Source organism: Methylobacillus sp. DLP286, from assembly GCF_056636515.1.
Genome location: NZ_CM153145.1, coordinates 1,057,882 through 1,082,926 on the forward strand (window position 1 = coordinate 1,057,882; position 25,045 = coordinate 1,082,926).

The 25,045-nt window shown below is 56.1% G+C and carries 24 protein-coding genes; 8 read left to right on the forward strand and 16 right to left on the reverse strand.

Annotated elements, in window-relative coordinates; genetic code table 11:
* Nucleotides 1-36 precede the first annotated feature (36 nt).
* A complete protein-coding gene (locus tag ACWXTG_RS05135) occupies nt 37-693 on the forward strand; it encodes a YiaD family glycine zipper/OmpA-like lipoprotein (RefSeq protein WP_407993599.1) in 657 nt (218 codons plus the stop codon).
* Between the two features lie 170 nt (nt 694-863).
* On the opposite strand, the gene ACWXTG_RS05140 is transcribed toward ACWXTG_RS05135, so the two are convergent.
* From ACWXTG_RS05140 to ACWXTG_RS05155, 4 genes are all read right to left on the reverse strand, one after another.
* The gene (locus ACWXTG_RS05140) at nt 864-2,792 is read right to left on the reverse strand and encodes a DUF262 domain-containing protein (RefSeq protein WP_480220942.1); all 1,929 of its coding nucleotides are present in this window, start codon (nt 2,790-2,792) and stop codon (nt 864-866) included.
* Between the two features lie 103 nt (nt 2,793-2,895).
* The gene (locus ACWXTG_RS05145) at nt 2,896-3,456 is read right to left on the reverse strand and encodes an IMPACT family protein (RefSeq protein WP_480220943.1); all 561 of its coding nucleotides are present in this window, start codon (nt 3,454-3,456) and stop codon (nt 2,896-2,898) included.
* A 39-nt stretch (nt 3,457-3,495) separates the two neighbouring features.
* On the reverse strand, nt 3,496-4,980 hold the full coding sequence (locus ACWXTG_RS05150; protein WP_480220944.1) for a helicase HerA-like domain-containing protein: 1,485 nt from the start codon (nt 4,978-4,980) through the stop codon (nt 3,496-3,498).
* Between the two features lie 86 nt (nt 4,981-5,066).
* Nucleotides 5,067-6,011, reverse strand: coding sequence for a CysB family HTH-type transcriptional regulator (locus tag ACWXTG_RS05155; protein WP_480220945.1), 945 nt, complete (start codon nt 6,009-6,011; stop codon nt 5,067-5,069).
* A 155-nt stretch (nt 6,012-6,166) separates the two neighbouring features.
* On the opposite strand from ACWXTG_RS05155, the gene ACWXTG_RS05160 reads away from it, so the two are divergent.
* From ACWXTG_RS05160 to fdxA, 6 genes are all read left to right on the forward strand, one after another.
* Nucleotides 6,167-6,964: a sulfite exporter TauE/SafE family protein gene (locus ACWXTG_RS05160; RefSeq protein ID WP_407997128.1), complete on the forward strand. Its 798-nt coding sequence runs from the start codon at nt 6,167-6,169 to the stop codon at nt 6,962-6,964.
* 9 nt (nt 6,965-6,973) lie between these two features.
* Complete coding sequence (locus ACWXTG_RS05165; RefSeq protein WP_480220946.1) at nt 6,974-8,650, forward strand: nitrite/sulfite reductase; 1,677 nt, start codon at nt 6,974-6,976, stop codon at nt 8,648-8,650.
* Nucleotides 8,643-9,269, forward strand: a complete 627-nt coding sequence (locus tag ACWXTG_RS05170; RefSeq protein ID WP_480220947.1) for a DUF934 domain-containing protein — start codon at nt 8,643-8,645, stop codon at nt 9,267-9,269. The genes ACWXTG_RS05165 and ACWXTG_RS05170 overlap by 8 nt, the downstream gene beginning before the upstream one ends.
* A gap of 123 nt (nt 9,270-9,392) precedes the next feature.
* Entirely contained in the window at nt 9,393-10,328 is a 936-nt protein-coding gene (cysD, locus tag ACWXTG_RS05175) for a sulfate adenylyltransferase subunit CysD (protein WP_480220948.1), read from the forward strand.
* 85 nt (nt 10,329-10,413) lie between these two features.
* Nucleotides 10,414-11,712: a sulfate adenylyltransferase subunit CysN gene (cysN, locus tag ACWXTG_RS05180; protein ID WP_480220949.1), complete on the forward strand. Its 1,299-nt coding sequence runs from the start codon at nt 10,414-10,416 to the stop codon at nt 11,710-11,712.
* Between the two features lie 115 nt (nt 11,713-11,827).
* On the forward strand, nt 11,828-12,151 hold the full coding sequence (gene fdxA, locus ACWXTG_RS05185; RefSeq protein ID WP_309565495.1) for a ferredoxin FdxA: 324 nt from the start codon (nt 11,828-11,830) through the stop codon (nt 12,149-12,151).
* An 81-nt stretch (nt 12,152-12,232) separates the two neighbouring features.
* Here the strand turns inward: fdxA and fabV are convergent, their stop codons facing one another.
* The 3 genes from fabV to ACWXTG_RS05200 form a co-directional block, all read right to left on the reverse strand.
* Nucleotides 12,233-13,426 carry an enoyl-ACP reductase FabV gene (fabV, locus tag ACWXTG_RS05190; protein WP_407997126.1) on the reverse strand — a complete coding sequence of 398 codons (1,194 nt, stop codon included), beginning with the start codon at nt 13,424-13,426 and terminating at the stop codon, nt 12,233-12,235.
* Between the two features lie 109 nt (nt 13,427-13,535).
* A complete protein-coding gene (locus tag ACWXTG_RS05195) occupies nt 13,536-14,741 on the reverse strand; it encodes a multidrug effflux MFS transporter (protein WP_480220950.1) in 1,206 nt (401 codons plus the stop codon).
* Nucleotides 14,742-14,793: 52 nt separating this feature from the next.
* On the reverse strand, nt 14,794-15,990 hold the full coding sequence (locus ACWXTG_RS05200) for a class I SAM-dependent methyltransferase (protein WP_480220951.1): 1,197 nt from the start codon (nt 15,988-15,990) through the stop codon (nt 14,794-14,796).
* 179 nt (nt 15,991-16,169) lie between these two features.
* On the opposite strand from ACWXTG_RS05200, the gene ACWXTG_RS05205 reads away from it, so the two are divergent.
* Nucleotides 16,170-16,790, forward strand: a complete 621-nt coding sequence (locus tag ACWXTG_RS05205; protein WP_407993610.1) for a phosphoadenosine phosphosulfate reductase domain-containing protein — start codon at nt 16,170-16,172, stop codon at nt 16,788-16,790.
* A gap of 51 nt (nt 16,791-16,841) precedes the next feature.
* On the opposite strand, the gene pqqE is transcribed toward ACWXTG_RS05205, so the two are convergent.
* From pqqE to serC, 9 genes are all read right to left on the reverse strand, one after another.
* Nucleotides 16,842-18,035, reverse strand: a complete 1,194-nt coding sequence (pqqE, locus tag ACWXTG_RS05210) for a pyrroloquinoline quinone biosynthesis protein PqqE (protein ID WP_309565500.1) — start codon at nt 18,033-18,035, stop codon at nt 16,842-16,844.
* A gap of 38 nt (nt 18,036-18,073) precedes the next feature.
* Nucleotides 18,074-18,394, reverse strand: a complete 321-nt coding sequence (pqqD, locus tag ACWXTG_RS05215) for a pyrroloquinoline quinone biosynthesis peptide chaperone PqqD (RefSeq protein ID WP_309565501.1) — start codon at nt 18,392-18,394, stop codon at nt 18,074-18,076.
* The gene (gene pqqC, locus ACWXTG_RS05220; RefSeq protein WP_480220952.1) at nt 18,366-19,118 is read right to left on the reverse strand and encodes a pyrroloquinoline-quinone synthase PqqC; all 753 of its coding nucleotides are present in this window, start codon (nt 19,116-19,118) and stop codon (nt 18,366-18,368) included. The genes pqqD and pqqC overlap by 29 nt, the downstream gene beginning before the upstream one ends.
* 9 nt (nt 19,119-19,127) lie before the next feature.
* Nucleotides 19,128-20,045: a pyrroloquinoline quinone biosynthesis protein PqqB gene (gene pqqB / locus ACWXTG_RS05225; protein WP_407993613.1), complete on the reverse strand. Its 918-nt coding sequence runs from the start codon at nt 20,043-20,045 to the stop codon at nt 19,128-19,130.
* 87 nt (nt 20,046-20,132) lie between these two features.
* The gene (gene pqqA, locus ACWXTG_RS05230) at nt 20,133-20,204 is read right to left on the reverse strand and encodes a pyrroloquinoline quinone precursor peptide PqqA (protein ID WP_081774944.1); all 72 of its coding nucleotides are present in this window, start codon (nt 20,202-20,204) and stop codon (nt 20,133-20,135) included.
* 209 nt (nt 20,205-20,413) lie between these two features.
* Complete coding sequence (gene hisC, locus ACWXTG_RS05235) at nt 20,414-21,523, reverse strand: histidinol-phosphate transaminase (RefSeq protein ID WP_480220953.1); 1,110 nt, start codon at nt 21,521-21,523, stop codon at nt 20,414-20,416.
* A 44-nt stretch (nt 21,524-21,567) separates the two neighbouring features.
* Nucleotides 21,568-22,725 carry a diguanylate cyclase domain-containing protein gene (locus ACWXTG_RS05240; protein WP_480220954.1) on the reverse strand — a complete coding sequence of 386 codons (1,158 nt, stop codon included), beginning with the start codon at nt 22,723-22,725 and terminating at the stop codon, nt 21,568-21,570.
* Nucleotides 22,726-22,867: 142 nt separating this feature from the next.
* Nucleotides 22,868-23,935: a prephenate dehydratase gene (pheA, locus tag ACWXTG_RS05245; RefSeq protein WP_480220955.1), complete on the reverse strand. Its 1,068-nt coding sequence runs from the start codon at nt 23,933-23,935 to the stop codon at nt 22,868-22,870.
* A gap of 11 nt (nt 23,936-23,946) precedes the next feature.
* Nucleotides 23,947-25,029, reverse strand: a complete 1,083-nt coding sequence (serC, locus tag ACWXTG_RS05250; protein ID WP_480220956.1) for a 3-phosphoserine/phosphohydroxythreonine transaminase — start codon at nt 25,027-25,029, stop codon at nt 23,947-23,949.
* Between the last annotated feature and the right edge of the window lie 16 nt (nt 25,030-25,045).

A 25,045-nucleotide genomic window follows, 5' to 3' on the forward strand; every position in this document is an offset into this window, starting at 1 on the left:
AAAACCCGTTGCGTCACCTAACAATAAAGGAAAATCATGAAAACAAAACTCACTGTCGGCGCCATGATGGCCGCTCTCGCGCTGGGCGGCTGCGCCAATATGTCTGAAACGCAGAAAGGCACCGCCAAGGGCGCCGCTATCGGCGCCGGCACCGGCGCAGTGATAGGCGCGATTGCGGGCAAGGGCAAGGGCGCTGCCATTGGCGCCGCCGTCGGCGCAGGCGCGGGCGCCATCGCCGGCAACGTCTGGTCCAAACGCATGGAAGAGCAGAAACGCCAGATGGAGGAAGCCACGCAAGGCACTGGCGTGCAAGTCTCCCAGACCGAAGACAACCAGCTCAAGCTGAACATCCCCAGCGACATCTCCTTCGCCTCCGGCAAGGCCGATATCCAGCCTAATTTCCGTGCTGTGCTGGACAACTTCGCCACCACCCTGAAAAACAACCCCAGCACCCTGGTCACCATCATCGGCCACACCGACAACACCGGTTCCGATTCCATCAACAACCCATTGTCCGTGAACCGCGCTGCCAACACTCGCGACTACCTCACCGCGCGCGGCATCGCCGCCAGCCGCTTCACCATTGACGGCCGCGGCTCTCACGAACCATTGGTTGCCAACGACACCCCAGCCAACCGCGCTAAGAATCGCCGTGTAGAAATTTTTGTTGCAGAGCCTGCGCCAGCCCAGTAAGTAAATTAACGACTCCTAACTCTAATTGCAGATAACAACCCCACATATTCAATTAATATGTGGGGTTGCTTTTGAGTCAGCTTCTTACTTTTCTGGGGCTAAAGCGAGGAAGATTTATTGGTCATTCGACGCAATACCCGTTGATTATGACAGCCTACACTTGTTGATATTTATGACAGGTGTTCCGAATCCGAAAAGTTAATACTAGCAAGCTGAAGTAATTGCACTTTAAACTCAGAGTCGCCTAGCACAATATTCCAGCGCTGCTCCATAAAGCTTAGTAAATCTAATCCTCGCTTGAGAATTTGAGTTGGCGTCCATTCGGAATGCTGAGCCACTTCGTTTTCTGATACCGACCCATTGTAATAACCAACGCCATTACCGTTATTAACCTTTTGGGGAAAGCCATCATTTTGTAGAGTAGAGTTCTTTGAGCGTGATAGCGGAAGCAAGTTTCCTAGTGAATGCGTTAAGTAGCGCTTTTCCAATTCATCCAGATGGTCAAAGTGCTCACGCCAATAGGCATTGTCGGCCGTTTGGGGAAATATGTGCTCGAGTGTTACATGATCTTTTTTATTCGACTTCAAAACCTCCCATGAGAGCTTATTGGTAGCATGATGGCCCTTCTCTTTAAGCCATTGTTCGTGTTCAAACAAAAAGTATCGAATCCCATCCCAATGATAGAAACCATCTCTATCAATATCGTACTTCTCTTTAATATGTGCCAAAAACTTTTCAGGATCATAATACTTTGCAATCCAGCGATTAATGGAATCCAAAACCTCTACAATAGTTTTATCGCCTGTTAATAGATCCCGTGACATGCTGAAAAATTCAGTGTCACCAGTATTGGCCCTTCTCTGGCTTAGATTAAATAAAGTAAAGTTATACCGTTCAGCAGCTTTTAATAACTCTGTAATTCGAGTTGAATCTTGCTTAGAAACAAAAGCCGAGAGGATTAATGGTTTAAATGACCTAAAACTGAGGCGGTCTAGCCTATCAAGCCAAACCCTCTGAGAATCAGTTAATTCGTTGGACTGAGCATAATAAGGATTATGAATATAAAACCAGTAAACAATTGATTGCTGTAAACTTCTTACATAGTCAGATATTTCTTCAATTTTTAGCTCATCATTAGGTGATTTTGGATGGGTTACATTTCTTGCATTGAACTTCTCATCAAGTAAAAATTTAATGTAATCATCACCTTTTTCACGAGTGTATTTAAAATACATTGTCCAATGATTACGAAGGAAAAGATCATCATTTAATGGGGTGCTTGGGTTCTTGCCTAAATATTCATACATGGTTTTCCATGCATCATTAATATTTATTCTAAGCTGCGCTCGACCATCATTATCTCTGTACAAAGTCGATAGGTAAATAAGTCTATTTTTTAGAAGCTCCAAACTGGTTAATGGCTTTCCACGATTATTCATCGTTTCAAAAGTAACAAAAACATCAATTTCTTCGTCAATTTCATATAAATTAAATTTTAGCTTCTGAGTTAACTTTTTGTATATCAAAGCAACCTCATCCACAGAAAGCTTTTGTAAGCGATCTTTGAAATATTGTTTAGCAAAGCTAAGATTTCTGGTGTAGAGCGTTTCCACAAACTGATTAGCACTAGAGAACTCACCAAATATGTTGGTTTTCATGTACTCGTCACTAGGGTTGTCTTTTTCGTAGCCGAAGATAAAACTTTGCTGCAGCTTATTGTCCGCCTCAAAAAATATAAACTGCTTACGAATGTCGGCGACCGATAGATAGTTTAGTCTGGCATCTTTTGGAACAGATTCCAATATAGCCTGGAGAAGAATCATTGATGTAGTAAGCCGCTGTTGTCCATCGACCACATAAAATGGCCTAAAACCTACACCTTCGATTAGCCAAAGATCTTTTTCCCACTTCTGATAAAAGTTGGATTTCACAGGCTCAAGCGTAATAACTCCAGTGTAATGAATACGATTACTCTCAAGTTGCAGAATATCCTCCCAAAAGTCTTCGACTTGATGCTCCTTCCAAGCATAGCCCCGTTGGTAATCAGGTATACGCAACAAACGGCGTTCAAATATATCACTTAGACTATTTAATTTCATGCTCCCCCCTTGTGAAATTATTATATAAGCTTTAATAGGCTGTAGTGGTTTAATATCTCCGAACATCAATTAAGGAAAAACCCCTCAAAAAAGCGATATAGGTTTAACCATACCTCTGCTGCAAGTTTGGAAGTTCGCTCGCAGGTATCACGGCAATGACGGTGACAAATTCCCCAAACGCCTTGTCTAGGATTTCACCGTTCATCCTGGCGATTTCTCGCGTGAAGTTGTCCAGCTGTTTGTAGTCGAGATCGAGGCGGATTTTCTGCATCTCGACGAAAGGGCCGGTCTGCGCGGCGTCCAGCGCCATTTTTGCCGTGCCGCCATAGGCGCGGACGAGGCCGCCGGTGCCGAGGTTGATGCCGCCGTAATAGCGAATCACGCCGACGCAGACGTTGATGAGGTCGCGGCCTTCTAGGAATTGCAGCACAGGCTTGCCCGCAGTGCCGGACGGCTCGCCTGCGTCGCTGAAGCGCTGCACGATGCCTTGGGGCGTCTTGAGGCGGAACGCATAGGCGAGATGATGTGCGCTCTGGTGCGCTGCCGCCAGGCGGCGCAGCGACATGCCGACGGCACGCTCATCCGCGCAATATTCCGCGATCGCGACAAAACGGGATTTATTGATGGTCTGCTCTGCCTGACCTGGCTGTACGATGATCTGCAAACTACCCGACCTTTACCACTGAATACTGAATACCGCCGGCTACTTGCGGCGCTTGCCCCCGAGAATGGAACCCAGCACCCCGCGCAATATCTGCCGCCCCAATTCGGAGCCGATTGCACGCGCTGCGCTCTTGGCGGCGGTTTCCAGCACGCCCTGGCGGCTGGACGGTTTGCCGGATTTTTCTGCATTGCCGCCGAACAAGTCGCCCCAATCGAAGCCCTTGTCGGCCTCCTGTGGCTCAGTAGGCGTTTCCGTCGCCCGGCCCTTGAGGATTTCATAGGCGGACTCGCGGTCTATGCTGTTCTCATAATGGCCGTATACGATGGAGCTCTTGATGAGCTGCTCGCGCTCGACCGGCGTCACGGCACCGATACGGCTGCCCGGGGGGCAGATGAACGCACGCTCCACCGGGGTCGGGCGGCCGTGCTCGTCGAGGAATGACACCAATGCCTCGCCCACGGCAAGCTCGGTGATGACCTCGCTGACCTTCACCGCCGGGTTGGCGCGGAAGGTTTCGGCCGCGGCCTTGACCGCCTTCTGGTCGCGCGGCGTGAATGCGCGCAATGCGTGCTGCACGCGGTTGCCCAATTGGCCGAGCACGACATCGGGAATATCGAGCGGGTTTTGACTGACGAAATACACGCCCACGCCTTTGGAGCGGATCAGGCGCACGACTTGCTCGATCTTGTCGAGCAGGGACTTGGGCGCATCGTTGAACAACAGGTGCGCCTCGTCGAAGAAGAATGCCAGCTTGGGTTTTTCCAGGTCCCCTACTTCCGGCAGTTTCTCGAACAGCTCGGACAACAGCCACAGCAACAAGGTCGCATACACCCTGGGCGAGTTATACAGGGTATCGGCTGCCAGCACGTTCACGATGCCCCAGCCTTTCTGGTCGGTCTGGATCATGTCGTCGAGGTTCAAGGCCGGCTCGCCGAAAAGCTGGTCCGCCCCCTCGTGCTCGAGCTGCAGCAATGCGCGTTGGATCGCCCCCACGCTGGCGCTGGAGATATTGCCGTATTGCGCGCTGTATTGGGTAGCATTTTCGGATGCGTGCTGGATCATGGCGCGCAAATCCTTGAGGTCAAGCAGCAGCCAGCCCTGGTCGTCGGCAATCTTGAATACGGCGGTCAGCACGCCGGACTGCACGTCATTGAGGTTGAGCATGCGCCCCAGCAGCAACGGCCCCATCTCGGCGATGGTGGTCCTGATCGGGTGGCCTTGCTTGCCGAAGACATCCCACAAGGTCACCGGGCAGGCGGCCAAGCTGAAATCGTTCAGGCCGAGCTGGGCGACGCGCGCATCGATCTTGGCGTTGCCGCCGCCGACCTGGCTGATGCCGGCCAAGTCGCCTTTGACGTCGGCCATGAACACCGGCACGCCCATGCGCGAAAAGCTTTCAGCGATGCTCTGCAGCGTTACCGTCTTGCCGGTCCCCGTCGCGCCTGCCACCAAGCCGTGGCGGTTGGCCATTTTAGGCAGCAGGTAGAGGAAATCCGCGCTTTTAGCTAAAGGAGTCGGTGTCATACAACCTCAAAGAACTATCAATTGAACAGATGCTCAACAATACCAGAAATGCACGGCGGCAACCTCGGCAATCACCGCATGAACGTTTATTGTTCCGCCGCCGCGTTGTAGCCGGTCTTCAATTCGGCCTCCACCGCCTTGCGGGGATAATGCGGCGCCAGTAATTCGATGAACGCATAAGAATACCCGCGCAGGTAGGCATCGCGGCGCAAGCCGATATAAGTCGTGCTGGGCGGGAACAAATCGCTCACGTCCAGCATCGCCAAGTGGCTGTCGCGCTGCGGGTCGTACGCCATGTTGGCAAGCAAGCCAATGCCCAGCCCGAGGTTGACATAGGTCTTGATCACATCGGCATCAATCGCGGTCAATACCACGTTCGGGTTCAGGCCTGCCTTCTCGAATACCTTGCTCACCAAGGAACCGCCGGTGAAAGCGAAATCGTAGGTGATCAAGGGGTAGCGCGTGATTTTCTCGAGCGTGATGGGCTGTTCCGCCAGCAAGGGGTGGGCCTGCGGCATCACGAGGCAACGGTTCCATTGGTAGCAAGGCAGGCAAAGCAGGTCGGTGAAGCTGCTGATGGACTCGGTTGCGATGCCGATGTCGGCCTCCCCCTTCTGCACCTGCTCAGCCACTTGCGTAGGGTTGCCCTGGTGGATGGTCAGCTTGACCTTGGGATAGCGCTGCATGAACTCCTTCACCGCCGCAGGCAGGCGATAGCGCGCCTGGGTATGGGTGGTGGCGATGGTCAGCGTGCCGGAATCCTCATGTGAAAACTCATCGCCGACGCGCTTGATGTTGTCTATCTCCATCATGACGCGTTCAGCCAACTGCAGTATAATTTGGCCCGGTTCCGTAACCCCGATCAGCCTCTTGCCATTGCGCTTGAATATCTGCAGGCTCAACTCGTCCTCAAGCAGTTGGATCTGCTTGCTTACCCCCGGCTGGGAAGTATGCAAGGCATCAGCCGCAAGGGATACACTCAAGCCCTGGCGGGCGACTTCGCGAATGTACCGCAATTGATGTATTTTCATGTGTTTATTCAGCCTTGGTTTTATAACAAAATCACATATGCATAGAATAACATACTATGAAAAATTTTAATTAACCTGTTATAATGTAAGGCTTTTTCTGGCATGGTTTTTTAACTGGACAACCAGACGTCCCAGATAAAAACAACAATCAACTCATGGACATAGGATACATTCTCTCCGGCTTTGCCGTAGGTTTTCTTGTTGGCATTACCGGAGTGGGAGGCGGCTCATTGATGACCCCTCTGCTGGTATTCCTGTTTGGCTTCAAGCCAGTAGTGGCAGTTGGAACCGACTTGCTGTTTGCGGCACTAACCAAGACAGGCGGCGTTTGGGTGCATCATGGCACTCACAAGTCTGTGGACTGGAAGGTCGTCGGGTTGCTGTCGGCTGGCAGCTTGCCAGTATCGGTCATCACGATTTACGTCATCAAGCACTTGATGGCCGTGGGCAAGGAAATCGGCGGGTTGATTACCTATGCCCTGGGTATTGCATTGATTTTAACCGCATGTGCTCTGCTGGTCCGCAGCGTCATCATGCGCAACAAGCAGCGTGAAGTCGAGCAAAGTGCCATCAGCACCGGTCGCTTCACGGGCACGACACAAGTCGCTGCCACTATCTTGACTGGCGCCGTACTAGGAGCGCTGGTGACATTATCCTCAGTAGGCGCGGGGGCGCTGGGCACGATTGCCATCCTCCTGCTCTACCCGAAGATGAGCACCTTGAAAGTCGTGGGCACCGACCTCGCCCACGCCATTCCGCTGACTGCGCTCGCAGGCATCGGGCATTGGACGCTGGGTCACGTGGATTTTGTATTGCTCGGCAGCCTGCTGATCGGCTCGCTGCCAGGCATCTGGATTGGCAGCCATTTGAGTGCCAAAATTCCGGAAAAAGTATTACGCCCGATCCTGGCATTGATCCTCTTGCTGATCGGTTTGAAATTTGTTCTAGCATAAAGTGAGCTCATGTATAAATACGACGAAATTGACCAGGCCATCGTAGACGAGCGCGTCAAACAGTACCGTGACCAGACTCGCCGCTTTCTCGCGGGCGAGTTGACCGACGAGGAGTTCCGTCCGCTGCGCCTGCAAAACGGCTTGTACATCCAGCGTCATGCCCCCATGCTGCGTATCGCAGTCCCTTACGGAATGCTCTCCTCCAGGCAACTGCGCAAGCTTGGCGACATTGCCAAGCGCTATGACCGCGGTTATGGCCACTTCAGCACCCGTCAAAACCTGCAATTGAACTGGCCCCAGTTGGAAGACGTGCCCGATATCCTGGCAGAGCTCGCCACTGTGCAAATGCACGCCATCCAGACTTCCGGCAATTGCATCCGCAACATCACCACCGACCAGTTCGCCGGCGTTGCGCCTGATGAAGTGGTCGACCCGCGCGCCATCGCCGAAATCGCCCGCCAATGGAGCACGTTCCACCCTGAATTCGCCCTGCTGCCGCGCAAGTTCAAGATTGCGGTTTCGGGCACCAAACAGGATCGCGCCTTGATCCAGGCCCACGATATCGGCCTGGAGTTCTATCGCGACCAGGAAGACAAGATGGCAGTCCGCGTCTGGGTAGGCGGCGGCCTGGGCCGTACCCCCATCCTGGGCTCCGTCGTGCGCGAACATCTGGAATGGCAGCATGTATTGACCTATTGCGAAGCCATTATCCGCGTCTACAACCTGCACGGCCGCCGCGACAATGCCTACAAGGCGCGTATCAAGATCCTGGTCAAGGCGCTGGGCATCGAGGAGTTCCGCCGCCAGGTGGAAGAGGAATGGCAGTACCTCAAGGACAGCCCGAACACCATCACCGAGTCCGAACTGGCCCGCGTGAGCAAGTATTTCACCCAAATGCCGTACGAAACGCTGCCTGAGCACGATGCCGGCTTTGATAGCGCAGTCGCGAGCAACCCCGCATTCGCTGCCTGGGTCAAACGCAACACCCATGCGCACAAACAGCCTGGCTATCGTGCCGTGACCTTGTCGCTCAAGACGCATGGCAATCCGCCCGGCGACATTACCTCCGAGCAAATGCATATCGTTGCGGACTTCGCCGACGAATACAGTTTCGGCGAGGTGCGGCCCTCTCACGAGCAGAACCTGATCCTGGCCGACGTCAAGCTGTCCGACCTTTTCCCGCTGTGGGAGAAGGCGCGCGCGGCTGGCCTCGCTACCGCGAATATCGGCCTGCTGACCGACATCATTTGCTGCCCCGGCGGCGACTTCTGCGCATTGGCCAATGCCAAGAGCATCCCGATTGCCGAGGCCATCCAGATGCAATTCGACGATCTGGACTACGTATACGACATCGGCGAACTCGAGCTGAACATCTCGGGTTGCATGAATGCCTGCGGCCACCACCATGTGGGCCATATCGGCATTCTGGGCGTGGACAAGGACGGTTCCGAGTGGTACCAGGTCACGCTGGGCGGCAAGCAAGGCAACGATGCCAGCCTGGGCACCGTTCTCGGCCCGTCGTTCGCGGCTGAGGAGATGCCTAGCGTAATCCAGAAGCTGATCGATGTCTATGTGCGCGAGCGCACCCCGGAGGAACGCTTTATCGATACGGTGCGGCGCATTGGCGTTGCCCCGTTCAAGACGCATGTTTATGGCGAGAAGAAAAAGGAAGTAGCACATGCCTGATCATCAGTCCAACCTGATCCTGAACAACGCCATCGTCGAGGACGAATGGGCATTGGTCACCATGCCCGCCGGCGAAGAAGTCGTGAAGAAACAGGCCGGCAAGGTGGTGCTGTTCAAGCTCACGGGCGAAGCCAGCCACACCGCCGAGCAGATCGCCAATACCGAAATCCCTGCCGCTGGCAAGATACTGGTGCCCTTGGCCGTATGGCGCGAACGCAAGGCCGAACTCGCGGCACGCCATGCCGCCGGCGAGCTGGGCGTCTGGCTCGACACCCATGAGCTGCTGGAAGACCTGGTCGGCTCGGTCGAGGACATCAACAGCCTGCCCTTGATCGCCGTGCATGTGGAGCGCTTCGCCGACGGCCGCATCTTCTCGATCGGCAACCTGCTGCGCACGCGCTACCATTACAAGAACATCCTGCGCGCTTTCGGCGATGTATTACGCGACCAGTTGTTCTTCCTCAAGCGCTGCGGCTTCAACAGCTACCTGATCCGCGCCGACCGCTCCGCGGAAGACGCCTTGGCGAGCCTGCAGGACTTCAGCCAGCCCTATCAAGGCGCCGTTGACGAGCAATTGCCCGTCTGGCGCCGCGTGAACCGGCAGCCCACTGCGCAGTAAATCCGTATGCCGGCTGGCAACCACGACTACGCCAGCCTGGCTTTGCAAGTTGTAGTTTTGTTTTAGGAATCCTAACTGGAGATGTGAGCTGACAGACAGCAACAATTTCAGCACAAAATCGATATGACGACCTTGACCCAATCCACCCTCTCCCACCTCGACTGGCTTGAAGCGGAAGCGATCCATATCCTGCGCGAAGTGGCAGGCCAATGCTCCAACCCCGTGCTGCTGTTTTCCGGCGGCAAGGATTCGCTATGCATACTGCGCCTGGCAGAAAAGGCATTCCGCCCGGGCCGTTTTCCGTTCCCGCTCATGCATATCGACACCGGCCACAACTACCAGGAAGTGATCAACTTCCGCGACCAGCGTGCCGCCGAGCTCGGCGAGCGCCTGATCGTGCGCTCGGTGGAGGACTCCATCAAGCGCGGCAGCGTGGTGCTGAAATCGCCGGACGAATCCCGCAATAAGCACCAGTCAGTAACCTTGCTCGAGGCGATTGAAGAGTTCGGCTTCGATTGCTGCATCGGCGGCGCACGCCGTGACGAGGAAAAGGCCCGCGCCAAGGAACGCATCATGAGCTTCCGCGACGAGTTCGGCCAATGGGACCCGAAGAACCAGCGCCCGGAATTGTGGAACCTCTACAATGCCCGTACCCACAAGGGCGAAAACATCCGCGCCTTCCCGATTTCCAACTGGACGGAAATGGACGTCTGGCAATACATCGAACGCGAGCAACTCGCCCTGCCCAGCATCTACTTCGCGCACAACCGCGATGTCGTGATGCGCAATGGCGCGATTTTCCCTGTCAATGTGCCGCTTACCAGCGGCGAGGTCATCAACCATCCCAAGGCAGGCGAAGAAGTCATCAGCATGCAGGTGCGCTTCCGCACCGTCGGCGACATCACGTGTACGGCGCCGGTGCCTAGCGATGCCGACTCCCTGGGCAAGATCGTGCTGGAAACCGCGACCACCACCATCACCGAACGCGGCGCCACGCGCCTGGACGACCAGACCTCGGACGCCTCCATGGAGCAACGCAAGAAGGAAGGCTATTTCTAGGCCACTACGCACTGCAGATGACGGCCAGATTCATCAGCCGACCAACCAACCAGCTGAATAGCGACAAGTTTAAAGAGTACTGAAGATGTCCAAACTAGAAAATCTACCTGCGCACAACGACAGCCTGTTGCGCTTCATGACCTGCGGTAGCGTGGACGACGGCAAGAGCACATTGATCGGCCGCCTGCTGTACGACACCAAGACCATCCTGGCGGACACCCTGACCCAGATCGAGCGCACCTCGCAGAAGCGCGGCATGGAATCCGTCGACCTCTCACTGCTGACCGACGGCCTGCAGGCGGAACGCGAGCAAGGCATCACCATCGATGTCGCCTACCGCTACTTCAGCACCGGCACCCGCAAGTACATCATTGCCGACGCCCCCGGCCACGAGCAATACACGCGCAACATGGTCACGGCGGCTTCCACCGCCAACCTTGCCATCATCCTCATCGACGCACGCAAGGGCGTATTGACCCAGACCCGCCGCCATTCCTACCTGGCGCAACTGGTAGGCATCCCGCATATCGTGGTCGCGATCAACAAGATGGACCTGGTGGATTATTCGCAATCCGAATTCGAGCGCATCCGTGCCACCTACCTGGAATTCGCCGAGCAGATCGGCCTGCAGCGCAACGGACGCGATATCCACTTCGTGCCTATGTCCGCGCTCAACGGTGATATGCTCGTGGATCGCGGCGATGCCATGCCCTGGTACCAGGGCCCTACGGTGCTGGAACTGCTGGAATCGGCGCCGCCGGCCCACTCCGAGCGCACCGAACCCTTCCGTTTCCCAGTACAGTTCGTCTGCCGTCCGCATGCCTCCGACAATCCCGAGCTGCATGATTTCCGCGGTTTCATGGGCCGCGTCGAGTCTGGCGAGATCGCCGTAGGCGACGAAATCACCGTGCTGCCGTCCGGCTTGAATTCCCGCGTCAAGGCGATCCAGCTTGGCGACGTGACGTTGCGACATGCCATCACCGAGCAATCCATCACTATCCTGCTCGAGGACGAGATTGATATTTCCCGCGGCGACATGATCGTGAAAAAGGCTGAAGCACCTGCCCCAGTGAAGCAGTTGAATGCCATGGTGTGCTGGCTTTCAGAAACCCCGCTTTCGCCCGCCCGCACCTACATCATCCGCCATACCACGCGTGAATCCAAGGCCAAGGTGGGCAGCATCGAGTACAAGATCGATGTCAACACTACCGAGCAGCTGGCAGCCGAGGGCAGCCTGCACATGAACGATATCGCCAGCATCAGCTTCAAGCTCGCGCAACCGTTGATGGTCGATCCCTATGATGTCAACCGCGCCACCGGCTCGTTCATTATTATCGATGAAGCGACCAACAACACCGTTGGCGCAGGGATGGTACAGGCTTGATTTATATCGGCAAAACCAAACAGTCTTATTGCTAAAATCAATAAATACCGTATTTAATATCGCTTATAATCCCAGCATTATATTAAGTAGTGCTAAGACCCATAGAGGAATATAAATGGCATACGTAGTAACCGAGAACTGCATCCAGTGCAAATATACCGACTGTGTCGATGTTTGCCCGGTGGATTGCTTTGTTGAAGGCCCCAACTTCCTGGCAATCAATCCGGATGAATGCATAGACTGCACCCTGTGCGTAGCGGAATGCCCTGCTGAAGCCATCTTCTCCGAGGATGATGTGCCCGAAGACCAGCAGGAATTCATCGAACTGAATGCCCGCCTGTCACAAATCTGGCCGGCTATTACCGCACGCAAGGCCCCGCTGCCCGATGCCGATGCCAACAACGGCACGCCTGGCAAGCGCGACCTGTTGGTTGAATAGTCAATTCGCACTTTATCAGCCCAATAAAAAAGCCCACATGTGTGGGCTTTTTTATTGGGCATAGTTTTTACACCTGGATCTTTAAACCTGGGCCAGGTTCCGAATCGGGACTTCAGGATTCACGTCGGCCTCATAATCCACGCCTTCCACGCCAAAACCGAACAGGCGCAGGAAGTCTGATTTATAGCCTGAGAAATCAGTCAGCTCATACAGGTTTTCATCAGTGACTTTATCCCACAAGGTAGCCACTTCTTCCTGGATTTCGGGCGCAAGCTCCTTGTAGTCGGCACGCAAGCGGCCTTCTTCGTCCACAATCGGTGTGCCGTTGTATAGGCTATCGCGGTACAGGCCGTCAACCTGCTCGATACAGCCTTCGTGCGTGCCTGCCTTCTTCATCGCCTTGAACAACAGGGAAAGATAGAGCGGCATCATCGGGATCGCAGAGCTGGCCTGGGTCACCAATGCCTTGAGCACCGCCACGCGCGCATCGCCGCCCTTGGCGGCCAATTGCTCGCGAATCTTCAGAACACGCTGGTCCAGGTCTTTCTTGGCCGCGCCTATGGTGCCGTTCCAGTAAATATCGTGCGTGATCTTCTCGCCCAGGTAAGTAAAGGCCGTGGTCTTGGCGCCATCGGCCAGCACGCCCGCCTGGTCCAGCGCCTCTATCCACATCTGCCAGTCCTCGCCGCCCATCACGGCGACGGTGTTGGCAATTTCCTCGTCGCTGGCAGGCTCGATCACGTTTTCCTTCACCACTTCCTTGTCGGTATCCAGGCCGCGCTGATGCAGGGTCTTGCCTATGGGCTTGAGGGTGGAGTTGTAGACATGGCCGGTCTTGGGATGGGTGCGGCGCGGCGCGGCGAGGCTGTAGACCACGAGATCGACCTGTCCGAGATCGCGCTTGATGATGTCTATGGTCTGCTGCTTCACGGCATCGGAGAACGCATCCCCATTCACGCTGCTGGCATACAGCCCTTCCGCTTCCGCAAACTTGTGGAATGCAGCGGAGTTGTACCAGCCCGCCGACCCCGGCTTACTGCCCTCGCCTGCCCGCTCCAGGAACACGCCTACTGTCGCGGCGCCGCTTGCGAATGCGGCACTGATGCGCGCTGCCAGGCCATAGCCGGTGGATGCGCCGATCACCAACACGCGCTTGGGGCCATTGAAGGCGCCTTGCGCCTTGACGTAGTCGATCTGCTGCTTGACGTTGGCTTCGCAGCCGGTGGGGTGTGCCGTGACACAAATAAAGCCGCGCACGCGGGGTTTGATTACCATGAAAACCTCTCGAGTTCTTGGCAGCAAGGCTGCCTGGTTGAATGCGGTTGAAGCCAGTACCTACCACAGTACGGCCAGTCAAGTTCGCTATTATAAAGGGCTGGCGCCTTTATTGCTCGGGCAATCCTTGCCCGGCATGCGCATGTCTGAACAGCCCGGTGCGCCTGACGGCGAGCCAGCCTAGCAGCAAATAGCCAAGCATCGCCAAGGCCAGTCCTGCCGGATGATACCAGACCAAGGGGGCCACCACTCCGGCGGAAACCGTCGACAGCAGCATTTGCATGAACGCCTGCCCGGAGGCTGCCGTGCCGCGGATTCGGGGATGGCAATCCAGCGCGCTGATCGAAAGCAATGGCATGCCGAGCGCCAGGCCGATATTGAACAAGGCGATCGGCAGGATATTCAATGCGGCGTGGGTAAAAGGCAACAGGCTGGCTGCAAGGTTCAGCACCGCCATCGCGGCCATCCATCCATAGGCAAAGCGCAATATCTGCCGGGCGCCATACTTGCCCGCCGCGCGCTTGGCAAGCCATGACCCCAGCACCGTGCCGCAAACCGTGGGAATGAACATCCAGGCGAACTGTTGCGAACTCAGGCCAAGGTGCTGGATCAGGAATACCGGGCTCGCCAGCACATAGAGGAAGAATGCCGAGAAATTCGCCCCGATTGCCAACACCAGCAAGCTGAATTCACGATGGCTGAAAATCGCCTGGTAATTGCGACATACGTTCGCCACCGATAACGGCGTACGCTTTTCCTTAGTCATGGTCTCGGGCAGATATCTCGATGCCGCAAATGCGATCAGTACCGCATACAGCGCGAGGAAGCCGAAGATTGCCTGCCAATGGATGCCGAGCAGCCAACCGCCGATGATGGGCGCCACCGCCGGGGCAATGCCGAACAGCATCTGCACCGTCGCCATGACGCGCTGCGCCTCCACTCCCTGGAAAAGATCGCGCACCATGGCGCGCGCCACCACATTGCCTGCCCCGGCCGAGAGCCCCTGCAGAATCCGCATGGCCCACAGCGTCTCCACATTGGGCGCCAGCATGCAGCCTATCGAGGCGAGGATGAAGATGCCCAGCCCCCAGCGTATGGTCGTGATGCGGCCTACTGCATCGCTGATGGCGCCGTGGAACAGCGTCATCAGCGCATAAGGCAGCAGGTACAGGGTAAGGCTATGCTGGATTTCCACCGTGGAAGCGCCAAGATCGCGCTCCAGCAGGGGAAAGGCAGGCAGGTAGGTATCGATCGCGAACGGTGCCAGCGCCGTCAGGCCTGCAAGCACGTACACCAGCAAAATGGAATGACGCATGTTCCGGTAAGCCCTGCCAGGGCCAGCCCGGCAAAAGCCTCAAGAATATCGCCTAACGGTAAATATGGCTACGGTTGTATGGATAATCCAGCATGCCTTGCGCATCGGGCTTGCCGGCGACGACCTGGAACAAGGCCAGCCAATTGTGATCGAACGCGAACGCCGACCCGGCCATATAGATGCGCCAGATGCGGTATTTGCTCTCGCCGATCATGGACAATGCCTGCTCGCGATGCTGCTCCAGGCGCTCCACCCATTCCCACAGCGTCTTGCCGTAATGCGGACGCAGGTTTTCCGCATCCAGCGGCTCGAGGCCGGAAAGGGACAGCTCCGCCAGCACGTTGGACACATGCGTCAGCTCGCCGCCGGGAAAGACATACTCATCGATGAACTCGGCAATGCCGTTGCCCAGCCCGCTGCTCTTCACCGCCACCGAGGTGATGCCGTGGTTCATGACCAGCCCGCCGGTATTCAGCAGGCTGTAGATCTTGTCGAAATACAGCCGGAGGTTCTTGCGGCCGACATGCTCGAACATGCCGACGCTGGCAATCTTGTCGAACGTCTCGTGCGCAGGCAGGTCGCGGTAGTCCATGAGCCTGACCTCCAGCCTATCCTGCCAGCCGCGCTCCTCTATCAGGCGCTGCACGTGGGCATGCTGGTTGTCGGACAAGGTAATGCCTACCGCCTTCACGCCGTAATGCTCGACGGCATGCATCACCAGGCCGCCCCAGCCGCAACCGATATCGAGGAAGCGCTCCCCCGGCTTCAGCATCAGCTTGCGGCAGATATGGTCGAGCTTTTTTTCCTGGGCCAGGTCCAGGCTTTCGTCGCCATCGGCGAAATAAGCGCAGGAATAGACCCGCCGCCGATCCAGCCACAACCCGTAGAAATCATTGGAAACATCATAGTGGTAAGTGATATTGCGGCGGTCGCGGCTGCGGGTGTGGCGCCACCACCGCCAATCCTTGCGCGTCTCGGCATCGTTGCTCGCATCTACCCCGCAATAGGCCTGGCCCAGCGACAAGATATCCTTCGCGCTGCCCAGCAAATCCATCCAGCCTTCGACATAAGCCCGCGCAAGCCCGCCCAAGGTCGGCTTGGCCAGCACGGCCAGGACTTTGGCATCGTTCACCAGGATCGATACCTTGGCATCCGCATCGCCTGCGAGTAATTCGCCGTTCCAGCTCACGGATACGGGCAAGCCGGTCAAACTCTTCTGGATCTGGTTTTGCAGCAGCGCACTGAACATCCCTTACCTCCATAGACTAAGCGTTTGATTTTTTTATAAGCCGCTCCAACATTCCCCATACGGCCAATAATGGATAGCCTGCAACCAGGCTAGTGCCAATGTAATCGGAGCGGCGCTTTGTTACAATAAGTCACTTACCTTATGTCGACTTTAGTCGATCCATCAATACGGAGTAAAGCATGCAACTGGACTTGGCAAAAATCAACGCAGAATTGGGACGCGACGCGGAAAAACTGGTGGAATGGGCGCTAGGCCTGAACAAGAAAGCCATCGTCACGACCAACTTCCGCCCTTTCGAGGCCGTCATCCTGCACATGGTCGCCAAAATCCGGCCTGACACTCCCGTGATCTGGATGGACAGCGGCTACAACACCGAGGCCACCTACCGCTTTGCCGATGAAGTCACGAACCAGCTCAAACTCAACCTGAGCATCTACCTGCCCAGGCGCTCCCGCGCCCACCAGGAGGCCGTTGACGGCCCCGTTCCGGCACTTGATGACCCGCGCCACGCCGCGTTTACGGAAGAAGTCAAACTGGAACCCTTCGCACGCGCCCTGCGTGAAACCGCACCTGAAGTCTGGTTCACCGCCCTCCGCGCCACCGATACCGCAGTACGCGCCCAAATGGACCCGGTCAGCATCAACCCGGACGGCTTGATCAAGGTCGCGCCTTTATTGCACTGGACCTCAAAAGACCTGTATCAATACCTGACTGCACACAACTTGCCGAACAACTTCGACTACTTCGACCCGACCAAGGGCGAAGAAAATCGCGAGTGCGGTTTGCATCTTTCGCACTAAGCCTCTAAGGCTGAAATAGAAAGGGGAGCCGTCGCTCCCCTTTTTCATTAATTAAGGCAATGCGTGGAATTCTTCCACCAACTCCCTATTCTCACCTTCGATCAGCTTGCGCGAGTTCTTGTCGTTGCGGAAGAGGATGGGCTGCGCCTGCAGGTAAGGCTTTTGCGCATTGGCGATGGCTTCGTCGATCAAGTGCCGGTGCGGCGACTTGGTGCAAACGGGGTCAGCCGCCTCGGCGTCGCCTGAGAGCAGGAAGGCCTGGCAGCGGCAGCCTCCGAGGTCTTTCTCTTTTTCCGGGCAGCTGCGGCAGGGTTCTTTCATCCAATCGTCGCCGCGGTATTTATTGAATGCGGGCGACTCTTCCCAAACCCATTTCAGGCCATTGGCCTTGACGTTGGGAAAGCTCATGTTGGGCAATACGCGCGCCGAATGGCATGGCAGCACGTCGCCGTTGGCAGTGACGATCATGAACACTTCGCCCCAGCCGTTCATGCATTTCTTTGGACGGTTGGAGAAGTAGTCCGGCACCACGAAGAATATCTTCATTTTGTTGCCGACTTTTTCACGGAAGGCATTGGTGATGGCCTCGGCCTCGTCGATCTGCTCCTTGGTCGGCATAAGCTGGCTGCGGTTGACCAGGGACCAGCCGTAATACTGGGTATTCGCCAGTTCGACGAAGTCCGCCCCCAGCGCTTCCGCCATCTCGAGGATTTCCTTGACGTGCTTGATATTGAAGCGGTGGATCACGACGTTGAGCACCATGGGATAGCCATGGGCCTTAATCATGGCGGCGACTTTCTTTTTGAGCTCGAAGGTGCGGGTGCCGGTGATGAAGTTGTTGATTTCCTCGGTAATGTCGTGCATGGAAAGCTGGATATGGTCCAGCCCGCCTTCCTTGAAGGCGCTGATGCGCTTTTCCGTGAGGCCGACGCCGGAGGTGATGAGGTTGGTGTAATACCCAAGGCTGCTGGCCTCGGCAATAATCTCCTCAATATCGTCTCGCAAGAGCGGCTCACCGCCGGAGATACCTAATTGCAATGCGCCAAGCTTGCGCGCATCGCGCAGGGCTTGTATCCATTGCTCGGTGCTCAGCTCGTTCTTTGTGTGCTTGTCGTAATCGGTAGGGTTATAGCAGAAGGCGCAATGCAAGGGGCAGCGATATGTCACCTCGGCCAGCAGCCACAAGGGTTGGGTGTTGGTCTTGGAGGCGGCAACGCCGTTGTTTTGTTGAACCGGTGTACTCATGTTTTCTGCTCCTTCCGCAATGCGCCTGCCACAGGCCGCTAATTACGTTTCTCCAGCCAGGCCTTTTCCAGCGCAAGGTCAAGCATGGCGATCACGTCAGCCTCGATGTCCGCCACGTCGGGAAAGGCGGCCTGAACATCGGCCACGATGTCAGCGACGCTGCGTTGGCCGTCCACGCGCTTGATAACTTCGCCCGCCCCGCCGTTGAGCTTGATCATGCCCTCGGGAAACAGCAGCACGTAGCATTGCTGCGCTTCTTCCCATTGGAAACGGTAATGGCGCGCAATGGCATAGACGTCGCCTGCGGAGACGACGCTGGCGTTATCCGCCTTATCGTGGTTGTCTGAGATAGTCGACATTCTGTTCTACCTTGATGTTGGTTGAGGCGAGCATGATGGCATCGGCGATGACCCACAGCACATCCAGCTTGAATTGCAGGATATCCAGCGCCTTTTCCTGTAACTCACGGCTCTGGCTGAAGTAATCCAGGGTCACGGCGAGCCCTTGCTCGACATCGCGCCTGGCTTCGGTCAGGCGCTTCTTGAAATAGATCAGGCCCTCTTCCTTGACCCAGGGATACATGCTGGGCCAGGAGCTGATGCGCTGTTGATGGATATGTGGCGCAAACAGTTCGGTCAGGGAGGAACATACCGACTCCTGCCATGGCCGTTGCTTGGCAAAATTAACATAGGCATCCACGGCAAACCTTACGCCGGGCGCGACGAACTTGAGGGAAGTCACGTCTTCGCGGCTCAGGCCGACTGCCTGGCCGAGCTGTATCCATGCCTCGATGCCGCCGACGTTATTTGCATCTCCGTCATGGTCGATAATGCGCTGGATCCAGCCCTTGCGGATTTCCTTGTCCGGGCAGTTGGACATGATGGCCGCGTCTTTCTGCGGAATGCTGATCTGGTAATAGAAGCGGTTGGCGACCCAGCATTGCAATTGCTCGCGCGTGAGCTTGCCTTCGTACATCATCACGTGGAACGGATGGTAGATATGGTATCCCCTGCCCTTGTCGCGCAATTGCTGCTCGAACTCTTCGCGTGTCCAGGGAGTGTTGCCTATCACAGGTGCGTTCATGTCCTTCTCCTAGAGAATAATGTCCAGGCCGTCATAGGCGACCTCGATACCATGTTTTGTCAATTCTGCACGCTCTGCGGAATCCTCGCGCAGAATCGGGTTGGTGTTGTTGATATGGATCAACACACGGCGCGCATTGGGGTAAGCATCCAGCACCTCGATCATGCCGCCTGGGCCCGACTGCGGGTTATGGCCGATGTCGCGTGCCTTCTTGGTCATCAGGCCCATATCGATCATTTCGGTATTGGTCCAGAACGTGCCGTCCACCATGATGCAGTCCGCCTGCTCCATCAGGGCTGGCAGGTGAGGCTCGATCTCGCCCAGGCCTGGCGCATAGAAAGCTTTCTTGCCGTTGTTGAGGTCTTCGATCAGCACGCCAATGGTGTCGCCTGGATGCGGATCGTTACGATGCGGCGAATACGGCGGCGCAGCACTTTTCAGGGCGACAGCGGTAAAACGCAAGCCAGGCGCATTTTCCACGCTGAAGCTGTTTTTGCCGTCGATCGGGATGTCGTGGCGGTTCACGCCGCAATAATGGCCGAGAATGTTGAGCAAGGGGTTACCGGTGGTCAGGTCCTGGTACACCATGTCGGTACAGTAAATCTCGCGCTTGACCTGACCCTCGCGCAACATCAGCAGGCCCGTCGTATGGTCGATCTGCGCGTCTATCAGCACGATGCCCACGATCCCGCTATCGCGGATCGCACGGCCAGGCTGCAATGGAGCAAATTCCTGGATTTGCTGCAGAATATCTGGAGAAGTGTTGAACAGCACCCAGTTAATGCCGTCGGCGCTGACGCAGATGGAAGACTGCGTGCGTTTTTTTGCCTTGATCGTGCCTTTGCGCAGGCCGTCGCAATTCGGGCAATTGCAGTTCCACTGCGGGAAACCACCGCCTGCTGCCGATCCTAAAACATGAATATGCATATCAGCCTTTTTATAGAATTCGATTTTTGCTGATGAATTGCCGGGAACCTCGGTTCCCGGCGATAGCGTCACTTACAATCGACTCGCTTAGCGATTGCAAACGTACATAGTGACTTCAAAACCGAAACGCATTTCAGTAACTTCTGGCTTGGTCCACATAATACTCTCCTTTAAATTGAATTGATTTATATCGCTGCCGCCGGGCAAAAACACCTAGCAACAACGTGAGTGCATTGTGCAATGAGGACGCCTCAGGAAACAGTGCGAAAACACCGAAAGTCATCTCATGATTATCATGAGTCACAGGGAGAACCAAGCCTAAGAGCCGGAAAGCAATCAGGCCTCTTGCGAGGCCTGACGATGGGGAATTAAGCGCGTGTTTTCAATATGTGTTCAAGCACTTCGAGGAAGCGCGCATTTTCCGCGTGCAATCCGATGCTTACCCGCAGGTAGTCCGGCATTTCATACGCCGCAACCGGCCGAACGATCACGCCGTGCTTGAGCAGTTGCTGATACACCTCCCCGGCCTGCGCCACGCGGAAGCTGACGAAATTGCCATAGGAAGGAATGTAACTCAAGCCGAGCCGGACCAAGCCTTGCGTGACCTGCACCATGCCGGCCTGGTTAAGCGCATAACTGCGCTCGACAAATTCATCGTCCTCCAATGCGGCCACCGCCGCCGCCTGGGCTACGCTATTGACGTTGAAGGGCTGGCGCACCCTGTTCATCAAATCCGCAACCGCGGGCGAGGTAACGCCAAAGCCGATGCGCAGGCCTGCCAAGCCATATGCCTTGGACAAGGTCCTGGAAATCAGCAGGTTATCGAACTCAGCCAACCAGGAAAATGCCTCGGACTTGAGATCGGCGGCAAGATATTCGTCATAAGCCTCATCCAACACAACCAATACCTGTTTGGGCACCTTGGCGAGAAAATCGCGCAAGGCTTGCTTGCCAAGCAAGGTGCCGGTCGGATTGTTGGGATTGGCAATGAAGACGATACGGGTCTTGCCCGTGATCGCCGCCAGCATGGCATCCAGGTCGTGGCCGAAATCCCTGGCAGGCACGCTGATGCCGACCGCCCCCGTGGCCTGCGTCACCAAGGCATAGACTGCGAACGCATGCTGGGCGTATACAGCCTCTGTCCCAGGCGTAAGGAACGCGCGGGCGGCAAGCTCAAGGATGTCGTTGGAACCGTTGCCGAATACCAGTTGATCCGGCTGCAGCTTGAATTTACGGCACACGCAGTCGCGCAGGGCGAAGCTATTGCCGTCAGGATAGCGCGCGATATCCTCCAGCGCCTCCTGCATGGCTTCATAAGCCTTGGGGCTGACGCCCAATGGATTTTCATTGGAAGCCAGCTTGATGATGGCCTCCGGCTTGAGCCCCATTTCCCGTGCAAGCTCGGTAATCGGCTTGCCCGGCTGGTAGGGCGCAATCGCGCGAATGTTGGACGGCGCGAGGTCGCACAGCCTGGTCACGATAGGTTTCCTTTGAACATGGTATTGAATTTGAACACAGGCGATCAAGCGTAGTTTGATTCGCGCCTGCCCTCGCGCTTGGCGTCATACATGGCATGATCCGCACGCCGGATGACGTCTACCGCCGACACGTCCCGGTATGGGAAGACGCAGATACCGATGCTGGCGGACAGGTCACGGATCGGCGGCAGTCCATCCAGGATGATGGGGGCCAGGAACTGCCGCTTCAACTTCTCGGCCATGACCTCGGCGGCTTCCGCACTCCCGATATCGCGTGCAAGCACGAAGAATTCATCGCCGCCCAGCCGCGCCAGGGTATCGGCCTCGCGCATAGTGTATTTGAGGCGTGTCGCCACCTCCTTCAACACGATATCGCCGATGAGGTGGCCGTAGGTATCGTTGATCGGCTTGAACTTGTCCAGGTCGATGAACAAGCCGGCGCATACCTGGTTGTTACGCACCGAAAAATTGATCGCCTGCTCGATGCGGTCAAGCAGCAATTCACGGTTGGGCAGACCGGTCAGGCGGTCATGCAACGCACGCTCCTGCTGGCGCTGGCGCTCGTTGTCCAGGTCCTTCTCGCGCAAGAACAATTCCCGGCTCTGCTTTTCAGACACATAGCTGGCGAAGCCGCCGACAATATTCGCGGAGAGGATGAATACGTCATAAATCAGTACCTGCAATGGCGGCAGCGATCTCAAAAACAGGAACATGATGTTGAACACCAAGAACAACACAATGCCGACCAGGGTCGAGTTGAAAAATCGCAGCCCCGAGAAGGTATAGGTCCAGAACACCATGACCACCAAGCCGGTATAGTAGAAATTGATGGCGGCCACGGGCATGTAGCTCACCTGGGCTAATAGTCCCAGGCCGCTGAACAAGGCGACGATGGCGAGGAACAACTGGTTGTATTTCAGGAAATGTCGATAGAATGAAAGCCAGAACACCGCGAAAAACAGCATTACCGCCATGGTACGGATATACCAGACATGGACAAAGGCATCCGGCTTGACGAATAATGGGTCCAGCAAGCCGTAGAGCATGGTCATGACGGCCCCGATCACCAGGGCCAAGCGTGAATGCCTGCGCAAACTGGAAATGGCGTGCAATTGATAAAGCGCTTCCAGGCGCTCATTCTCGAAACTCAGCGTCCATTTGCGTAGCGAAGCAGACCATAACAAGTTCTGGCTAATCGGCATACTCCCCCTTCAACAACAGATCATTTCCCCGATAATTCGCAAGCACGCACTACCCGCCTCAAACTTCCCGAACGAGGCAACGAAATACTATCATGCAGCTTGCGCTAATTCCGCGCCAGACGTTGCATCTGGCACACCCGCATCATATTACGGCAACAGGGTAAGAACCAAGCACCTTGAGCAAGGAAGCACGCTGTTCAAGCTCATGCAATGCCTTGGCCACCTTGGGGTCCTGATAATGCCCCTCGATATCCACAAAGAACACATATTCCCATATCCCCAGCTTGGAAGGACGCGACTCGAACTTGCTCATGTCCACGCCATGCTGGGCCAGCGGCGCAAGCAAGCCGACCACGGCACCGGGCACGTTCTTGGCTGCCAGCAACAAGGAAGTCTTGTCCTTGCCCGAGGGGTCGACCTCGTGCGTGGAGAGGATAAGGAAACGCGTCACGTTCTTGGGATCGTCTTCAATATTCTCAGCCAGGACGGCCAAGTCAAAAATCTCGGCTGCGCGTTGGCTGGCGATCGCCACCGCAAATGGATCCTGCTTTGCCAGCTCCGCAGCCTGGGCATTGCTGCCGGTGCTGACACGCTCGACTCCGCCCAGGTTGAGATTGAGCCATTCATGGCATTGCCCAAGGGACTGGGCATGGGAATAGACCCGCTTGATTTCCCCGTCGGCCTGCTTACTGCGCAATAGGCAATGATGGATCGGCAAGGTGATTTCGCCGCAGATGTGTAGACTGGTGGTGGTCAACAGGTCCAGGGTGCGTCCCACCGCGCCTTCGGTGGAATTTTCCACTGGCACGACGGCATAATCCGCGCCGCCGGACTCCACCATGCGAAATACTTCATCGATGGAAATACACGGTTTGGGAGAACTCAATCCGCCAAACTGCTTGTTGGCCGCCTCCTCGCTGAAGGTGCCTTGCGGACCAAGGAAGGCCACGGAGAGCTCGCGCTCCAATGCGCGGCAATTGGACATGACGCTGCGGAAAATCCCGGTCACCGCTTCTGCAGACAGCGGTCCGGTATTCTTCTCGAGCAGGCGACGCAACACCTGGGCCTCGCGTTCGGGGCGGTAGACCGGCCCCTCGCCCTTGAGCGCGCCGATTTCGCGCGCCAGGGCGGCCCGCGCGTTGATCAGTTTCAGCAGTTGCTCGTCAATCGCATCGATCTGGTCGCGGCAACCTTTTAGGATATCACTCATGCAGACCTCTCTTAACCGTGAGCGCGCTCGAAATCCTGCATGAAGCCGACCAATGCCTGCACACCGGCCAACGGCATGGCGTTGTAGATGGAAGCGCGCATGCCGCCAAGCAAGCGGTGGCCCTTGAGCTGCAACAAGCCGCGGGCTTGCGCCTGCTTGAGGAATTCCTCATCCAGGGCGCTATCCTTGAGCGTGAACGGAATGTTCATGCGCGAGCGGTTTTCCAATGCGATCGGCGAATTGTAGAAATCCGTGCTGTCGAGATAATCGTACAGCAGGGCCGATTTCTCGATATTGAGCTTCTCGATGGCCGCAAGGCCGCCCTTGGCTTTCAGCCATTTGAACACCAGGCCTGCGATATAGATGCCGTAGGTAGGCGGCGTGTTGTACATCGACTCGTTATCCGCATGCACCTTGTAATCGAACATGGTCGGCGTTCCGGGGAGGGTCTCGCCGATGAGGTCTTCGCGAACGATCACGATGGTCAACCCGGCCGGGCCGATGTTCTTCTGGGCGCCCGCGTAGATCAGGCCGTATTGGCTCACGTCCACGGGACGGGAAAGAATATGCGAGGACATATCCACCACCAGGGGCACATCGTCCACTCGCGGCGTCCAGAACATTTCAAGGCCGCCTATCGTTTCGTTGGATGTGTAATGCAGGAACGCAGCGTCAGGGTTCAGTTTCCATTGCGACTGTTGCGGCACCTGCCGGTATTGCTGCCCGGCAGCGGAAGCCACGATATTGACCTCGCAATACCTGGATGCCTCCTCTATCGCCTTCTGCGCCCAGATGCCGGTATCCAGATAATCCGCTGTCTTCTTGCCGCGCAGCAGGTTCATGGGAATCATGGAAAACTGCGCATGCGCCCCACCCTGCAGGAACAACACCTTGTAGTTGGCTGGAATCCCCATTAGTTCTCGCAAGTCGGCCTCCGCCTCTTGCGCAATGCTGATGAACTCCTTGCCGCGATGGCTCATTTCCATCACGGACATGCCAGAGCCATGCCAGTCCAGCATTTCCTCGCTGGCTTGTTGCAATACCTCCTTGGGAAGCACTGCGGGACCTGCAGAAAAATTATAGATTTGCGTCATCAATACCCTACTTGGC

Bases quoted from the DNA above. Each gene is read 5' to 3' on its own strand.
- ACWXTG_RS05135 (WP_407993599.1), top strand. From the start codon at position 37: ATGAAAACAAAACTCACTGTCGGCGCCATGATGGCCGCTCTCGCGCTG.
- ACWXTG_RS05140 (WP_480220942.1), bottom strand. From the start codon at position 2,792: ATGAAATTAAATAGTCTAAGTGATATATTTGAACGCCGTTTGTTGCGT.
- ACWXTG_RS05150 (WP_480220944.1), bottom strand. From the start codon at position 4,980: ATGACACCGACTCCTTTAGCTAAAAGCGCGGATTTCCTCTACCTGCTG.
- ACWXTG_RS05155 (WP_480220945.1), bottom strand. From the start codon at position 6,011: ATGAAAATACATCAATTGCGGTACATTCGCGAAGTCGCCCGCCAGGGC.
- ACWXTG_RS05160 (WP_407997128.1), top strand. From the start codon at position 6,167: ATGGACATAGGATACATTCTCTCCGGCTTTGCCGTAGGTTTTCTTGTT.
- ACWXTG_RS05165 (WP_480220946.1), top strand. From the start codon at position 6,974: ATGTATAAATACGACGAAATTGACCAGGCCATCGTAGACGAGCGCGTC.
- ACWXTG_RS05170 (WP_480220947.1), top strand. From the start codon at position 8,643: ATGCCTGATCATCAGTCCAACCTGATCCTGAACAACGCCATCGTCGAG.
- cysD (WP_480220948.1), top strand. From the start codon at position 9,393: ATGACGACCTTGACCCAATCCACCCTCTCCCACCTCGACTGGCTTGAA.
- cysN (WP_480220949.1), top strand. From the start codon at position 10,414: ATGTCCAAACTAGAAAATCTACCTGCGCACAACGACAGCCTGTTGCGC.
- fdxA (WP_309565495.1), top strand. From the start codon at position 11,828: ATGGCATACGTAGTAACCGAGAACTGCATCCAGTGCAAATATACCGAC.
- fabV (WP_407997126.1), bottom strand. From the start codon at position 13,426: ATGGTAATCAAACCCCGCGTGCGCGGCTTTATTTGTGTCACGGCACAC.
- ACWXTG_RS05195 (WP_480220950.1), bottom strand. From the start codon at position 14,741: ATGCGTCATTCCATTTTGCTGGTGTACGTGCTTGCAGGCCTGACGGCG.
- ACWXTG_RS05200 (WP_480220951.1), bottom strand. From the start codon at position 15,990: ATGTTCAGTGCGCTGCTGCAAAACCAGATCCAGAAGAGTTTGACCGGC.
- ACWXTG_RS05205 (WP_407993610.1), top strand. From the start codon at position 16,170: ATGCAACTGGACTTGGCAAAAATCAACGCAGAATTGGGACGCGACGCG.
- pqqE (WP_309565500.1), bottom strand. From the start codon at position 18,035: ATGAGTACACCGGTTCAACAAAACAACGGCGTTGCCGCCTCCAAGACC.
- pqqD (WP_309565501.1), bottom strand. From the start codon at position 18,394: ATGTCGACTATCTCAGACAACCACGATAAGGCGGATAACGCCAGCGTC.
- pqqC (WP_480220952.1), bottom strand. From the start codon at position 19,118: ATGAACGCACCTGTGATAGGCAACACTCCCTGGACACGCGAAGAGTTC.
- pqqB (WP_407993613.1), bottom strand. From the start codon at position 20,045: ATGCATATTCATGTTTTAGGATCGGCAGCAGGCGGTGGTTTCCCGCAG.
- ACWXTG_RS05240 (WP_480220954.1), bottom strand. From the start codon at position 22,725: ATGCCGATTAGCCAGAACTTGTTATGGTCTGCTTCGCTACGCAAATGG.
- pheA (WP_480220955.1), bottom strand. From the start codon at position 23,935: ATGAGTGATATCCTAAAAGGTTGCCGCGACCAGATCGATGCGATTGAC.
- serC (WP_480220956.1), bottom strand. From the start codon at position 25,029: ATGACGCAAATCTATAATTTTTCTGCAGGTCCCGCAGTGCTTCCCAAG.